The sequence below is a fragment of the Sinomonas terricola genome (assembly GCF_034931225.1).
Taxonomy (GTDB): Bacteria; Actinomycetota; Actinomycetes; order Actinomycetales; family Micrococcaceae; genus Sinomonas; species Sinomonas terricola.
On record NZ_JAYGGQ010000011.1, the window covers coordinates 127,705 to 141,358 of the forward strand.

Below are 13,654 nucleotides of genomic sequence, written 5' to 3' on the forward strand. Positions count from 1 at the left end.
GGACCGCTCAGTCGCCGTCGCCGACGGGGTCGACCGAGACCACGGCCAGGAACCCCCGCCCGAGGACGGCCGGCTGGTCCTCGGAGCCGACCACGGTGTCATACCGCCCGAGCTGCTCCCCGCCGTCGATCGCCGCCTCGCCCTGCAGGAGCACGCCGAGCTGCCCGGGGAACAGCGGATGCGCGCGCTTCTTCGACAGCTCGAGGATCGTGACGTGCCCTGCGAACGCGCCGCGGCGCGTGATGAGCCCCAGATCGCGGATCGATCCCGTGGGGAGGACCGCGCTCGCGGGGGCGCCGCCGTCGAACCTGAACGGGCGGTACCGCTCGAGGCCCTGCTCGCGCCCTCCCACGGTCAGCACGAGAAGCTCGCCCTCGACGACCGTGAGGATCCGCTCCATCCCCTCGAAGGAGGAGAAGTCGCCGGCCCGCTCGACGTCGGCGAGGCTGAGCCGCCACCCCCAATCGTCGGCCGCGGTGTCAGGGCCGCGCGCAATCTCGACCGTCGTGCCGCCGCCGTTGCGCCACGCCGTGCGGGGCAGGTCGGAGAAGCGGATGATCTGCGCGGGCATGGGCGTCCTTCCGTCAGTCCTCCAAGGCTACGGCGTCCGCGACGGTCTGCTCGCTAGCGTCCAGAGCGCTCGCGCGCCACCGCCCGAGGAACGAAGGCGAGCGCTGCGACGGCGATGACCGCGGCGAGCGCGAACACGTAGAACCCCCACGGGTAGGCGACGCCTGCCGCGACGAGCGCGCCGGTCACGGCCGGGCCGAGGATCGCCCCGACGCGCCCGACGCCGGCCGAGAAGCCGAGGGCGGTCGCCCTGAGATGGGCCGGGAAGAGCTGGCTCACCCACGCGTAGACGAGCACCTGGGAGCTGAAGACGAACACGCCCGTCGCGAAGACCGCCGCGTCGAGCAGGAGTTCGTTCTGCATGCGGACGCTCAGGAAGGCCAGGAAGACGGCCGAGACGCCGAACCAGAGCAGCACCACGCGCTTGGCGCCGTGCCGGTCGGCAAGCCATCCGGCCACGACGAGCCCCGCGACGGCCCCGACGTTGAGCACGAACAGGAGCGTGAGCGAGGAGCCCATTGAATAGCCGGCACCGGCCATGAGCGTGGGCAGCCACGTGTTGAGCCCGTACACGAGCAAGAGGCCCATGAACGACGCGACGGCGATGCCCACCGCGACGAGCGGGTAGGGCGGCCGGAGCAGCGCGCGGAGGCCGAGCTTGTGCCCACCCGAGGAGGCCGACGACGGCGGCTGGCTGGCGCCGTCGTCGCTGGCGCCGCCGCTGGCGGCGCCAGCGGGGATGATCTGACGCGCGGAAACGGGATCCGGAAGCATGAGCCAGAGGAACGGCACGAGCGCGAGGCCCGCGAGGCCGCCGACGATGAACATCGCGCGCCAGTTGGGGACGAGGGCGATCGCGAGGAGGGAGGTCACCACGGCGCCGACGTGGTAGCCGGTCATGGTGCGCGTGGTGGCGCGGGCGCTGGAGCCCGCGGGTGCGTAGTCGTTCATGTAGGCGAGCGCGGCGGGCAGGCACGCGCCGAGGCCGAGGCCCGCGAGCAGGCGGAAGGCACCGAACACGGCCACGTTGGGCGCGATGACGACCGCGAGCGTGAAGATCGAGAACCACGCGACGCACGCGACGAGCAGCTTCCGGCGGCCAAACCTGTCGGAGAGGGGCGCGATGAAGAGGGCCCCGATCCCCACTCCCACGAGGGAGATGGTGGCGGCAAAGGTTGCCCCGACGGGGTCGAAGCCGAGGTCCTTGGATTTGAGCAGGACGGGAATGACGGCGCCGAGGACTACGAGGTCGAAGCCGTCGAGGACCATGGCGAACCAGCAGAGCCAGATGGGCTGCGGGCCCGGGTGGGTGGGTGAGGAATCGCGGGTGGGAGTGCGGGCGAGTGAGGAATCGTGCGTCGGTGAGTGGGCGGGGGAGGGGGACGGCGTTGTCACTGGGGAACCTCCGGGAAGTGGAAGAGACGTGAGAGGTGTATCACTCTCGAGGATCGGAACGGAACGCAGTTTTCCGTTGAATGGGATAATGAATGACAGTCGCATTGACGGACTCATAGGGAGGCAGCGTGGCCAATTCGAGTTCTGGGGATTCGGTCGTGGACCGCGTGGTCCGCATTCTTGAGGCGTTTCCGGAGGGCGTGAGCGCGCTTCCGCTTGGCGAGGTCGCGGCGCGCGCGGATCTCCCGCTCACGAGCGCCCACCGCCTCGTGGCTCAGCTCGCCGAGCATCGGCTCCTCGAGCAGGCGCCCGGCGGCAAGCTCCAGCTCGGCCTGCGGCTCTGGGAGCTCGTCAACCGCAACTCGCCCATCCTCCTTCTCCGGCAGGCCGCGCTGCCGTTCATGGATGACATCCATCAGGTCCTCAACCAGAACGTCAACCTCGCAGTGCTCCAGGTCGACGACGTCCTGTTCGTCGAGAGGCTCTCCCGCCGCGGATCCGTGGCGAACCGGGCGAAGGTCGCGGGCCGCATGCCGGTGCACATCTCCTCCGCAGGCGTCGCGCTCATGGCCGGGCAGCCGCGATCCGTCCAAAACGCCTACCTCGAGCGCTTTCGCGACCCCACAGGACGCGTCGATGCGGACCACGTCCGCCGGCTCCTCGCGACCGCCGCCGAGCGCGGCTATGCAGAGCTGGCCGGCGTCGTCGATCCGGACACATGGGGCATCGCTGTGCCGATCGAGGACCGCCAGCGACGCACCGTCGCGGCGATCGGCGTCGTCGTTCCCATCGCCGAGGTGAGGATCCACCAGATCGTGCCCGCGCTCAGGACGGCCGCGCGCGGCATCGGGCGGCAGCTCGCCACTCCGGGAACCTGAGCGCGCGACGCATCATCGGTTCAGCGGTCTCCTAGCTGAGCAGGATGTCGACGATCTCCTGCGGATGCGAGTAGAAGGGGGAATGCCCGGCCGCGAGCCGGTGGGTCCTCGCTGGTTCGCGCGTGGCCATGAGCTCCTGGAGGGCCGGAGGGATCGCGCGGTCCTCGCTGCAGATCACGTACTCGGCCGGCGGAAGGGCGGCCGCGCGGATGCTGACCGGTGTCGCGAAGAGGGAGAGCGGCTGGGGTGTCAGCTTCGCAGCCGCCTCCTGGGCCAGATGGGCTGGGACTCCGTTGCCGAAGACGTCGTTCGCCTTCTCGAAGTCGAAGGTCGCGACTGGGGGCTCGCCCGCAACGGTGATGTTCGCCTGGACCCCGTCCCCAGCCCCTTCCGGGAGGTGCGTGAGGTCGAGGAGCGACTCGCCGTCGACGGGGCGAAACGCCGTGACGTAGACGAGCCTGGAGATCAATTCGGGGACCTGTGCGGCCGCTTGCGTCGTGACGATGCCGCCCATACTGTGCGCCACGAGAACCGAAGGCTCGTCGGAAGCCTTCAAGGCCTCGATGACCCGGTCGACAGCGGATTCGAGCGTGACTTCCTCGACCGGCGTCCGGTCATCGCCGGATCCTGGAAGGTCCGGAGCCACGACCGTGTGGCCCCTCTGCGTCAACCCTGCGGCGACCTCGGACCAGCACCATCCGCCGTGGAAAGCGCCGTGGACAAGAACAATGTGTGTCATGCATCACAAGCTAGGGCCGCCTCCAAGAGGGCAGCCACCGCGTTTCCGTTCAACGGAAACGCCCTTACGCGGTCGTCGGCCGCCGTCGCACACTCGATCCAGACGTTCGGCGCGGGCCCAACGGTGGGCCGGCCCGAGAGAGAGCGAGTTGAGATGAGCGAACGCAAGATCCACAAGACCCAGGTCGCCATCATGGGCGCCGGCCCGGCCGGCCTCATGCTGTCCCACCTGCTATTCCGTGCGGGGATCGAGAACACGGTCGTGGAGATCCGCAGCCGCGACTCCATCTCGCGCACCATCCGTGCGGGCATCCTCGAGGCCGGATCCGTGGACCTGCTCGTCGATTCGGGCGTGGACAACGTGCTCCGGAACGGCCACGAGCACGAGGGCACCGAATTCCGCGTCAACGGCGAGGGCCACCGCATCGACTTCAAGGGCCTCACGGGGAATTCGGTGTGGCTCTACCCGCAGAACGACGTCTTCGACGACCTCGCTGCCCAGCGCGAGGCCGACGGCGGCGACGTGCGCTATTCGTGCTCCGGGACCCAGGTCTCCGACCTCACGGGCACCCCGAAGGTGTTCTTCACCGATGCGGATGGCCAGGACTGGGAGCTCCGGGCGGAGATCCTCGTGGGGGCCGACGGCTCGCGCTCGCTGTGCCGTGGCGCGGTCCCCGCGGCCGAGCGCACATGGCACTTCAACGAGTACCCGTTCGCGTGGTTCGGCATCCTCGCCGAGGCGCCGCGCAGCGCGCCCGAGCTCATCTACGCGAACTCGGCGCACGGCTTCGCGCTCATCAGCCAGCGCACGGATGCGGTGCAGCGCATGTACTTCCAGTGCGATCCCGCGACGAATCTGGCGGGCTGGACCGATGAGCAGATCTGGGAGCAGCTGCGCGTGCGCGTCAACGGCAACGGCTTCGAGCTCAAGGAGGGGCCGGTCATCGACAAGGTCGTGCTCCCGTTCCGTTCGTTCGTGCACACTCCCATGCGCCACGGGAACCTGTTCCTCGCGGGCGACGCCGCCCACACCGTCCCGCCAACGGGCGCGAAGGGCCTCAACCTCGCGCTCCACGACGTGAAGCTGCTCTTCGAAAGCCTCGATTCGTACTTCTCAACGGGTTCGTCCGCGCTCCTCGACACATATTCCGACCGCGCCCTCGACCGCGTGTGGAAGGCGCAGTACTTCTCGTACTGGATGACGACGCTCCTCCACACCGTCCCGACAGAGCCGAACCACGACTTCTTCCGCGCGCGGCAGATCGGCGAACTGCGATCGCTCCTCGAGTCGGAGCATGGCCGCGCCTACATCGCCGAGTGCTACACGGGGTGGCAGGGGAAGTAGCTGGCCACGCGTCCGGCGAGAGGTGGCCGACCGTTGGGTGGTGACGCGTGGCCAGATCTCGCCGAGCGGGGATGAAAGGATGCCCCTATGACCCACCCGCTGACCCACCAGCCGAGCCCGATCCCCGCGTTCTACCTCGACAAGGCCGATCCCGGATCGTGGAAGGCCCTCAACGCGCTCGCCGCGGCCGTGCGCGAGGCGACGGACGCCGCCGGGCTGCCGCGCGACGTCGTCGAACTCGCGAACGTGCGCATCTCGCAGATCAACGGCTGCGCCTTCTGCCTTGACCTCCACGTGCGGCTCGCGGAGGAGGCGGGCGCGGCGCCGGTCAAGCTGCGGGTCCTGCCCGCGTGGCGGGAAACCTCGATCTTCACGGAGATCGAGGAGGCAGCGCTCACCATCGCGGAGGCCGTCACCACGCTCCCGGACGACGACGAGCGCGTCGCCTCGCTCGAATCCGCGCGCTTCGCCTTGGGAGACAAGGCATATTCGGCGCTGTGCTGGGCCGCTGCGACGATGAACACGTTCAACCGCGTCTCGATCGTGAGCCGCCACCGCGTGAAAGCGTAGCGGCGTCAGGGCGCACGTCGGCATTCAGGCACCAGCCGCGAGCCGCCGGATGAGCACCTCCCGTTCGGGGAACTGGGCACACAGGCGAGCGACGTCGTCGTCCGTGGGGAGTGTCGGATCGGACGGCTGCCAGCCCGGCCCGAGGCTGCAGCTCACGAGCGCGAACTCCGTGCCGCGGGCAAGCTCGGCGCCGAACCACGTGGAATGCGGCGCCGCGGCGTGCAGGGTCTCCCCGCGTTCGGGATCGGGCCCGATCGCGACCGTGACGGCCCCAGAGTCCGGGAAGCTGTGGAGGAGCAGTGGCCCGCCGACGTGGAAGAACCACAGCTCGTCCTGCTTGAGCTGATGCAGGAGCAGGTGCTGCCCCTCCTCGAGGAGGTACCAATTCGACGAGTACAGCGGGTGCGGGCCGGTGAAGCGCGCGGGGAGGGCGGCGCCGTCGACCGTCTCGTCGGAGGCCATCGCCGCGCCGAACCAGCCCCCGACGGACGACGGCGTGAGGCCCAGCCGCTTGATCCAGCCTTCCGCCGCGCGGCCTCGCCCGAGGCTACTCATCGACCGGGTTCCGCAGGCTGAAGCACACGGTGATGCCGATGATCTCGCCGGTGTCGAGCGAGCGGAGGAGCCCCTTCTGCGTCACGATGTCCACATTGACCATGCCGCCCGATTTCGTGGGCACGGCGATGGTCTCGTGGAAGTTCAGGAGGGGCTTGCCGCTCGCCATGACCTGCTGGTCGTGCTCGACGTGGGCCGCGCGCGAGTCCCTGTGGCCGATGAGCTCGTCCTTGCTCATCCCGACGAGGTCCGCGAAGTTCTCGTTGACCCAGAGGAACACCGAGTCGCGGTTCTTGACGACCCAGTAGACGCCGTCCTGCCGGTTGAGGACGTCCGCGACGCTCATGGGCGGCTCGGTCGGCAGGATCACGGGATCGGGTGCGTGGGTCATCGGGTGCCGCCTGCCGCGGCGAGCTCGTCGGTGAGGCTTTCCTCGCCCTGGGCGGGCCCGGGCGTGAGCCGGTCGGCGAGGTCTTGGGCGAGCGCCGTCATCGTCATGGTCGGGTTCCACGATCCGCCCGTGGGCCACAGGCAGCCGCCCGTGACGTACACGTTCTCCGTGCCGCGCAGGCGGTAGCCCGTGTCGACGGGGAACTCGTTGGTCTCGCCGATCGCGAGCGTCGAGCCCTCGTGGACGAGGCCCGGCACGCGCCGCTCGGGGATGCCCGGCCGCTCGGACGACCAGCTGCCGTCGTCCGGGCTTCCGTGCCAGTACTCGACGCGGCCCGCGCCCGCGGGCGAGAAGACCCGCTCCATCATCTGGAACGTCGCCTCGTCCATCGTGTCCCAGGTCTGGGCGTCCGTCCCGTTGGCCAGGACTTGGAGGGTGACGTTGCAGGTAGGGTCCGCGCCGCCGTCGGGCTTGAGCCAGTTCTCGGAGTTGGCCTCGTCGAGCTCGCCGAGCACGGCGCACACGAAGACGAGGTAGTCCTCGGAGCCGCGGAGCTGCGCCGCGGACGCCGTCGCGACGACGTCGGGCGCGTACCGCTCGGCCTTCTGCGCGTTGATGACCGGTTCGCGATCCGCCAGGACCGAGAGCTGCACGTGGTACTGCATGCCCGCCGAGCTTTCGCCCGCGAGGTAGATCGCGGCGACTTCGAGGCTGCCGAGGCCTTCGCCGAAGGGGAAGTCGGCACGCGGCACGCGCGCGACGACGGACGTGATGAAGTGGGCGGAGAACGTCGAGCCCGCGCCGGGCGTCTCCGGAAACGAATTGAGGACGAGCGTCGTGGGCGGCAGGGTGCCCATCGCGAGGATTAGCTGGGCGTCCCCGAGGGCGACGACGCCGCGGCTCGTCTCGAGCGCGGTCGCGGCGCCGCCTTGGGAGTGGATGCGCTCGACGACGCACTCCGTGACGATGCTCAGCGGCGCGCCGCCGCCGTTCGCCGCAAGCGCGGCCTGCCGGTCGGCGAGCTCGAGGAGAACGGCGGGCGTCGAGAACTTCGCGAAGTCGATGCCCGAGTCGGTCCCGGTCGCGGCGGCGAGCGGCGCGGGGATCCAGCGCGTGCCGGAATCGATGCGGTGGAACTCGGCGCCGAGGATCCCCTGCAGTCCCTTCTGAAGCTCGCCATAGACAGGTCGGGTGCGGCTGATGAGCTCGAGTGCCGCCCGTGACTCGCCCGCGTCGATGCGGTCGGCCGGGATGACGTTGAGGAGGGCCTCCGCGCTTGCGAAGTTCCGCTGGGCCGCGGCGATCGTCTCGGCGGGCCAGGCACGCATCTCCTGCTCCTCGGGCCGCGGGCACCACGCGCTCCACATGATGCTGCGGCCGCCGTAGAACGGCACCATGCCGTGCTGCCAGCCGATCTTCCCGGCGGGTTGCTTGGCGGTCTGGGCGGAGAGCGTCCACGGGAACGTTTCCGAGAGGCCGCCGAGTGTCTGCCGATAGGGGAGCGGAAGGTTCTGGAAGTGCTGGGGGAGGAAGAACGGCCCGCGCTCCAGGATGAGGATGCGCGCGTGGGGGTTGTGGGAGAGGGTCCGCTCGGCGAAGGCGAGGGAACAGAAGCCCGAGCCGACCACGACGAAGTCGAACTGCTGGTCTTCCCTGGCCTGCTTCCAGGCGCCCTGCGAAAGGAAGAAGACGTGGTCCATGACCTTCTGCGGCGTCGGCGCTTGCGGGCCGGGTGTCGGATAGCCGTGGTTGAAGTTGGGTGTGGACGAGACAGCGCTCATGAGAACTCCCGAAGTGAGGTGACACCGTGTTTAAGGGCGTTACTTCTCCGGTCGTCCCCAGCCGACAGCCGTCAAAGTAGTGACGAGATTAGTCATGTACAACGGCGCAGGCAAGAGCTGGGGGAGGTCTTGTGGAATGAAAATTAGCGATATATCGTTGAGACATCTTGATACATCGATGCTGTATCGGTGTATCGCCTTACCAAGGAGAGAATCAATGCATCCACATCCAGACCATCACCACGAGCATCAGCATCACCACGACGGGCGCGGCTTCGGGCCCGGCGGCTTCGGGCCGGGCTTCGGCCCTGGCGGCTTCGGCCGCGGGTTCGGGCGCGGATTCGGTCCCGGGCGGGACTTCCCGCCGGGCTTCGGGCCCCGCGGAGGGCGCAGGGCCAGCCGCGGAGACATCCGCGCGATGATCCTCTCGCTCCTGTCGGAGAGCCCCTCGACGGGCTACGGCATCATCCAGGCCGCGAACGAGCGCACGAACGGCATGTGGCGCCCGAGCCCCGGCTCCGTGTACCCGACGCTCCAGCAGCTCGTCGACGAAGAGCTCGTCGAGCAGACCGGCGAAGGCAAGCGCACCGAGTTCACCCTCACCGAGGCTGGCCGCGAGTATGTCGCCGACCATGCCGAGGAGCTCCAGAAGGCATGGGACGCCGCGCCGGGCCGGAGCGAGGAAGCGGACGCGCTCGTGGCCAGTGCCATGAAGCTCATGGGCGTGCTCAAGCAGTTCCACTTCGCCGCGACCGATGAGCAGCGCGCCAAGGCTGCGGCCGCACTGGACGAGGCCCGCAAAGCGCTGTACCTCATCCTCGCCGAATAGCGGGATCATTGCAGAGTAAGCAGTACTCCTAAGGAGGCGCATGTCCCACATCACACCCGGGCGACCGCCCGCCGTCGTGCGCGGCGGTCGCATTTCGGGCGGTGACGTCGCGCTGCAGAAGAAGCTCAACGCCGAGGCGCCCAAGATCCCGCACCTCTTCCGGCGCATCGCCGAGCTGTTCACGCCGCACCGCGGCGCGCTCATGCTGACCGTGGTCCTCGTGCTTGTCGGGGCGGCGCTCTCCGTCGCCCCGCCGCTGCTCACCCAGAGGACGTTCGACGACGGCCTTTTCCCGCCCGGCGGGCACCCCGACATTGCGCGCCTCGCCGAGCTCGTGGGCCTCATGATCGCCGTGTACATCGTCTCTGTGCTCCTCGGGGTGTGGCAGACGTACCTCACCTCGACCGTGGGCAACTCGGTCATGGGCGCGCTCCGCGTGCGTCTGTTCAGCCATCTGCAGTCGATGGAGCTGAGCTTCTTCACGCGCACCAAGACGGGCGTCATCCAATCTCGGCTCCAGAACGACGTCGGCGGCGTCGCGAGCGTCCTCTCCAACACGGTTTCCGGCGTCGTGGGGAATATCGTGACCGTGATGGCGGCGTTCGTCGCGATGCTCGCGCTCAACGCGCAGCTCACGCTCATCGCCGTCGTGCTCATGCCGTTCCTCGTCATCGCCCAGCGCCGCGTGGGCCAAGTGCGCGCGCGCATCGCAACCAAGACGCAGGAATCGCTCTCCGACATGACCGCGATCACGCAGGAGTCGCTCAGCGTGTCCGGGATCCTGCTCTCGAAGAGCTTCAACCGCCAGCCGGACGAGATCGAGAAGTACTCCGCGGAGAACCGCAATCTCGTGAAGCTCCAAGTGCGGCAGGCCATGAGCGGGCAGTACTTCTTCGCCCTCGTGAGCATCTTCCTCTCGTCGATTCCGGCGATCGTCTATCTCGTGTCCGGGTGGCTGCTCTCGGGCGGGGTCCACGGGATCACGGCGGGCACGATCGTGGCCTTCACCACGGTCCAAGCCCGGCTGCTGTTCCCCCTCATGGCGATCATGCGCGTGGCGCTCGACCTGCAAACCTCCGGCGCCCTTTTCGCGCGCATCTTCGAGTACCTCGACCTCCGCCCCGCGATCGCCGACGCGCCGGGCGCCGTGCCGCTCCCCGCGGCCTCGCCGCGGCTCGGCGAGATCGAGTTCGACGGCGTGACGTTCCGCTATCCGGATGCGCGCGGCGAGGACCGGGCCACCCTCGAGGACGTCTCCTTCCGCGTCGAGCCCGGCCAGTACGCCGCGTTCGTCGGCCCGAGCGGCGCCGGGAAGACGACCGTCTCGTATCTCATCCCGCGGTTCTACGAGGCGAGTGCGGGAGCCGTCCGCTTCGCGGGGCGCGATGTGCGCGAGCTCGAGCGCGAATCGCTCGTGGGCCACATCGGGATCGTGAGCCAGGAGACGTATCTCTTCCACGCGACGATCGCCGAGAACCTCCGCTATGCGAAGGCCGGCGCGACGCAGGACGAGCTCGAGGCCGCCGCCCGCGCCGCGAACATCCACGAGACGATCATGTCCTTCCCCGACGGCTACGACACCGTAGTCGGGGAGCGCGGCTACCGGCTCTCGGGCGGCGAGAAGCAGCGCATCGCGATTGCGCGGGTGCTGCTCAAGGATCCCGAAGTGCTCGTCCTCGACGAGGCCACGAGCTCCCTCGACACGATCTCGGAGCGCGTCGTGCAGAAGGCCCTCGACACCGCGGCCCATGGCCGCACGACGATCGCCATCGCGCACCGGCTCTCGACCGTCGTCGGCGCCGACGTCATCTACGTCGTCGACCATGGGCGGATCGTCGAGCATGGCACGCACGCCGAATTGCTCGCCGCAGGCGGCGCGTACGCGCGGCTCTACCTCGAACAGGCAGGCGCGAGCCCGAACGGGTCTCGCGGCGGGAGCGCTGGTGCCGCGGCGAGAGCGGAAGCGTAACCACCCGCAGCTGGCCACGCGTCGGCGAGAGCTGGCCACGCGTTGGCGAGAGCTGGCCACGCGTCTGGGGGACGGGTGGCCACCTTTCGAACAACCCGTGGCCAGATCTTGCCCCGCGAGAGCGGAATCATAGTGCCCCGATTCGGGAACGCGAAAACCGGCATGGGATGATGGACGGGATGACTTCCCCCACGCCAACTCCGAACACACCTGTGAGCCGCACGCCCGCGAGCCGTGCCGGCGACGACGCGCGCCCCCAGGTCCTCCCCGCGGCGGAGGGCTGGGAACAGCAGCGCACCGCCGAGGGCCGGCCGCTGCTCCAGTTCGCGTCCCCGCGCGTCAAGCAGCCGCCGCAGCACCTCGCGGACCTCACGCTCGCGGAGCGTCAAGGGAAGCTCAAGGAGCTCGGCCTGCCGGCGTTCCGCGCGAAGCAGCTCAGCACGCACTACTTCCAGCACTGGACCACGGATCCCGTGCGCATGAGCGACCTGCCGAAGGCCGGCCGCGAGGAGCTCGTCGAGGCGATGTTCCCGCCGCTCCTCACCGAGGTCCGCCGCCTGCGCACCGACGACGGCAACACCATCAAGTTCCTCTGGCGCCTCTTCGACGGCGCACTCGTCGAGTCGGTCCTCATGCGCTACCCGGGCCGCATCACGCTGTGCGTCTCCTCCCAAGCTGGTTGCGGCATGAATTGTCCGTTCTGCGCGACGGGCCAGGCGGGCCTCACGCGCAACATGTCGACGGCAGAGATCGTGGACCAGGTCGTCGCGGCGAACCGCGTCATCGCGGCTGGGGAGCTCGGCGTGAGTGAACACCCGGACGAGCGCGTCACCAACATCGTCTTCATGGGCATGGGCGAGCCGCTCGCGAACTACAAGCGCGTCATGGCCGCCGTCCACCGTTTCGTGGACCCCGCGCCCGAAGGCCTCGGGATGTCGGCCCGCAACATCACGGTCTCGACCGTGGGCCTCGTCCCCGCGATCCGCAAGCTCGCCGACGAGGAGCTCCCGGTCACCTTCGCGCTCTCCCTCCACGCGCCCGACGATGAGCTCCGCGACGAGCTCATCCCCGTCAACAACCGCTGGAAGGTCGACGAGGCGATCGACGCCGCGTACGACTACTTCCGCAAGACCGGCCGCCGCGTGAGCATCGAGTATGCGCTCATCAAGGACATGAACGACCATGCCTGGCGCGCCGCCCTCCTGGCCAAGAAGCTCAACCAGCGCGGCCGCGGCTGGGTCCACGTCAACCCGATCCCGCTCAACCCCACCCCGGGGTCGATCTGGACCGCGTCCGAGCCAGAGGTCCAGGACGAGTTTGTCGAGACGCTCCGCGCGGCCGGCATCCCCACGACCCTGCGCGACACGCGCGGCAAGGAGATCGACGGCGCGTGCGGCCAGCTCGCCGCCGCGGAGTAAGGGCCGCATGAGCGGGGCAGGGCTTCCGTCCGCATCTCGCCCTGGCGCGAACAACGACGGCGAGGCTCGCCCGCGCGGGCCGCTCGCCGTCGTCGTCCGCTTCCTGCATGAGCTGCTGTTCTCCATCGGCCCGGCCCGGAACGACCACCAGCCCGCCTTGCGCGTGGCGCTGGGAGTGTTCGTTCCGCTCCTGGCGCTCACGCTCGCGAACCGCCTCGACCTCGCGATCTTCGCGAGCTTCGCAGCGTTCACCGGGATCTATGGACGCAACGAGCCGCATCGCGTCCGCGTCGTCGCGCAGGCCCGCGCGGGGCTGCTCATGCTCGGGGTCATCCTCGCGGCCACGCTCGCGGCACGGCTCAGCCCGGGTGGAGCGCTCACTCCGTGGGAGATCGTCGAGGCCACGACCATCGTCGCGTGGCTGTGCTCGGTGCTCGTGGGCCTGTGGCGCCTTCGGCCCGCGGGCTCGCTGTTCCACATCTTCGCGTTCGCGGCCGTCTCGTCGCTCCCGCATCAGCCGCCGCTCGCGGATGCGGTGCTCGCCGCCGGCGCCACGTTTGCCCTCTGCCTCGCGATCGGCCTCTCCTCGCGCGTGACCGCGTCCCGCCGCAGCCCCCTCGCGTGGGCGGACGTTCGGGCGGCGGCGCGCGTTCGGCTGGGGAAGGCTGAGCGGCGGGCAGTGTGGCTCGAGTCGATCGGGTACCTCGTGGCTCCCGGCATCGCGGGTGTGGCCGCGACCGCCGTCGGCCAGGCCCTGGGTTTCGGCCACAACTATTGGGCCATGGTGGCCGCCGTCGTGCCGCTCGTCGGGCACTCGACGCGGCACCGCGCGAGCCGGGGGCTGCAACGTGTGCTGGGCACCGTCGTCGGCCTTGTGCTCCTCGCGGGGATCGCGGCGCTGCGGCCCGCGCCGTGGGCCATGGTCGTGCTCATCGCGGTGTGCCAGTTCGGTGCGGAAATGCTCATCGCGCGGCAATACTTCCTCGCACAGGTGTGCGTGACACCGCTCGCGCTCCTCTCGACCCTTCTCGCCGCGCACACCGATCCCGGGGCGCTCCTCCACGACCGCTTCATCGACACGGCGATCGGCTCCGTGGTCGGCGTGGCGGTGGTGCTCGCGCCGCACGCGTACCGGCGCACCGGCAGATTGCCGAGCCTTTCGGACTCCGCCCCGCGCTCCAGCGCGGGGTAGGGCCCGGACGGGGGGCGGAATCG

13 protein-coding genes are annotated in these 13,654 nt (G+C 69.5%); 7 read left to right on the forward strand and 6 right to left on the reverse strand.

Going from position 1 to position 13,654, the window contains the following annotated elements:
- Positions 1–7: 7 nt before the first annotated feature.
- Together SPF06_RS14595 and SPF06_RS14600 are read right to left on the reverse strand one after the other, a co-directional pair.
- On the reverse strand, positions 8–571 hold the full coding sequence (locus tag SPF06_RS14595; RefSeq protein WP_323279847.1) for a HutD/Ves family protein: 564 nt from the start codon (positions 569–571) through the stop codon (positions 8–10).
- A gap of 53 nt (positions 572–624) precedes the next feature.
- Entirely contained in the window at positions 625–1,839 is a 1,215-nt protein-coding gene (locus SPF06_RS14600; RefSeq protein ID WP_323279914.1) for an MFS transporter, read from the reverse strand.
- Positions 1,840–2,093: 254 nt separating this feature from the next.
- Here SPF06_RS14600 and SPF06_RS14605 point away from each other — a divergent pair, with 254 nt between their 5' ends.
- Positions 2,094–2,843, forward strand: coding sequence for an IclR family transcriptional regulator (locus SPF06_RS14605; RefSeq protein WP_323279848.1), 750 nt, complete (start codon positions 2,094–2,096; stop codon positions 2,841–2,843).
- A 31-nt stretch (positions 2,844–2,874) separates the two neighbouring features.
- Here SPF06_RS14605 and SPF06_RS14610 read toward each other — a convergent pair whose 3' ends face one another.
- Positions 2,875–3,582: an alpha/beta fold hydrolase gene (locus SPF06_RS14610; RefSeq protein ID WP_323279849.1), complete on the reverse strand. Its 708-nt coding sequence runs from the start codon at positions 3,580–3,582 to the stop codon at positions 2,875–2,877.
- A 153-nt stretch (positions 3,583–3,735) separates the two neighbouring features.
- Here SPF06_RS14610 and SPF06_RS14615 point away from each other — a divergent pair, with 153 nt between their 5' ends.
- Together SPF06_RS14615 and SPF06_RS14620 are read left to right on the forward strand one after the other, a co-directional pair.
- Positions 3,736–4,926 carry a 4-hydroxybenzoate 3-monooxygenase gene (locus tag SPF06_RS14615; RefSeq protein ID WP_323279850.1) on the forward strand — a complete coding sequence of 397 codons (1,191 nt, stop codon included), beginning with the start codon at positions 3,736–3,738 and terminating at the stop codon, positions 4,924–4,926.
- Between the two features lie 87 nt (positions 4,927–5,013).
- The gene (locus SPF06_RS14620; RefSeq protein ID WP_323279851.1) at positions 5,014–5,496 is read left to right on the forward strand and encodes a carboxymuconolactone decarboxylase family protein; all 483 of its coding nucleotides are present in this window, start codon (positions 5,014–5,016) and stop codon (positions 5,494–5,496) included.
- Positions 5,497–5,520: 24 nt separating this feature from the next.
- Here the strand turns inward: SPF06_RS14620 and SPF06_RS14625 are convergent, their stop codons facing one another.
- The 3 genes from SPF06_RS14625 to SPF06_RS14635 are packed head-to-tail and all read right to left on the reverse strand — an operon-like array spanning position 5,521 to position 8,223.
- Positions 5,521–6,051, reverse strand: coding sequence for a cupin domain-containing protein (locus tag SPF06_RS14625; RefSeq protein WP_323279852.1), 531 nt, complete (start codon positions 6,049–6,051; stop codon positions 5,521–5,523).
- Positions 6,044–6,442: a PAS domain-containing protein gene (locus SPF06_RS14630; RefSeq protein WP_323279853.1), complete on the reverse strand. Its 399-nt coding sequence runs from the start codon at positions 6,440–6,442 to the stop codon at positions 6,044–6,046. The genes SPF06_RS14625 and SPF06_RS14630 overlap by 8 nt, the downstream gene beginning before the upstream one ends.
- Positions 6,439–8,223 carry a GMC oxidoreductase gene (locus SPF06_RS14635; protein WP_323279854.1) on the reverse strand — a complete coding sequence of 595 codons (1,785 nt, stop codon included), beginning with the start codon at positions 8,221–8,223 and terminating at the stop codon, positions 6,439–6,441. Before SPF06_RS14635 ends, SPF06_RS14630 begins: the two co-directional genes overlap by 4 nt.
- A 217-nt stretch (positions 8,224–8,440) precedes the next feature.
- On the opposite strand from SPF06_RS14635, the gene SPF06_RS14640 reads away from it, so the two are divergent.
- From SPF06_RS14640 to SPF06_RS14655, 4 genes are all read left to right on the forward strand, one after another.
- The gene (locus SPF06_RS14640) at positions 8,441–9,052 is read left to right on the forward strand and encodes a PadR family transcriptional regulator (RefSeq protein WP_323279855.1); all 612 of its coding nucleotides are present in this window, start codon (positions 8,441–8,443) and stop codon (positions 9,050–9,052) included.
- 40 nt (positions 9,053–9,092) lie between these two features.
- A complete protein-coding gene (locus SPF06_RS14645) occupies positions 9,093–11,021 on the forward strand; it encodes an ABC transporter ATP-binding protein (protein ID WP_323279856.1) in 1,929 nt (642 codons plus the stop codon).
- A gap of 179 nt (positions 11,022–11,200) precedes the next feature.
- Positions 11,201–12,439 (forward strand): dual-specificity RNA methyltransferase RlmN, encoded by a 1,239-nt coding sequence (gene rlmN / locus SPF06_RS14650; RefSeq protein WP_323279857.1) that lies wholly within the window; start codon positions 11,201–11,203, stop codon positions 12,437–12,439.
- A 7-nt stretch (positions 12,440–12,446) separates the two neighbouring features.
- On the forward strand, positions 12,447–13,631 hold the full coding sequence (locus tag SPF06_RS14655; RefSeq protein WP_323279858.1) for an FUSC family protein: 1,185 nt from the start codon (positions 12,447–12,449) through the stop codon (positions 13,629–13,631).
- Positions 13,632–13,654: the final 23 nt, after the last annotated feature.

Bases quoted from the DNA above. Each gene is read 5' to 3' on its own strand.
- SPF06_RS14620 (WP_323279851.1), top strand. From the start codon at position 5,014: ATGACCCACCCGCTGACCCACCAGCCGAGCCCGATCCCCGCGTTCTAC.
- SPF06_RS14640 (WP_323279855.1), top strand. From the start codon at position 8,441: ATGCATCCACATCCAGACCATCACCACGAGCATCAGCATCACCACGAC.
- SPF06_RS14595 (WP_323279847.1), bottom strand. From the start codon at position 571: ATGCCCGCGCAGATCATCCGCTTCTCCGACCTGCCCCGCACGGCGTGG.
- rlmN (WP_323279857.1), top strand. From the start codon at position 11,201: ATGACTTCCCCCACGCCAACTCCGAACACACCTGTGAGCCGCACGCCC.
- SPF06_RS14610 (WP_323279849.1), bottom strand. From the start codon at position 3,582: ATGACACACATTGTTCTTGTCCACGGCGCTTTCCACGGCGGATGGTGC.
- SPF06_RS14630 (WP_323279853.1), bottom strand. From the start codon at position 6,442: ATGACCCACGCACCCGATCCCGTGATCCTGCCGACCGAGCCGCCCATG.
- SPF06_RS14645 (WP_323279856.1), top strand. From the start codon at position 9,093: ATGTCCCACATCACACCCGGGCGACCGCCCGCCGTCGTGCGCGGCGGT.
- SPF06_RS14635 (WP_323279854.1), bottom strand. From the start codon at position 8,223: ATGAGCGCTGTCTCGTCCACACCCAACTTCAACCACGGCTATCCGACA.
- SPF06_RS14600 (WP_323279914.1), bottom strand. From the start codon at position 1,839: ATGGTCCTCGACGGCTTCGACCTCGTAGTCCTCGGCGCCGTCATTCCC.
- SPF06_RS14655 (WP_323279858.1), top strand. From the start codon at position 12,447: ATGAGCGGGGCAGGGCTTCCGTCCGCATCTCGCCCTGGCGCGAACAAC.
- SPF06_RS14615 (WP_323279850.1), top strand. From the start codon at position 3,736: ATGAGCGAACGCAAGATCCACAAGACCCAGGTCGCCATCATGGGCGCC.
- SPF06_RS14625 (WP_323279852.1), bottom strand. From the start codon at position 6,051: ATGAGTAGCCTCGGGCGAGGCCGCGCGGCGGAAGGCTGGATCAAGCGG.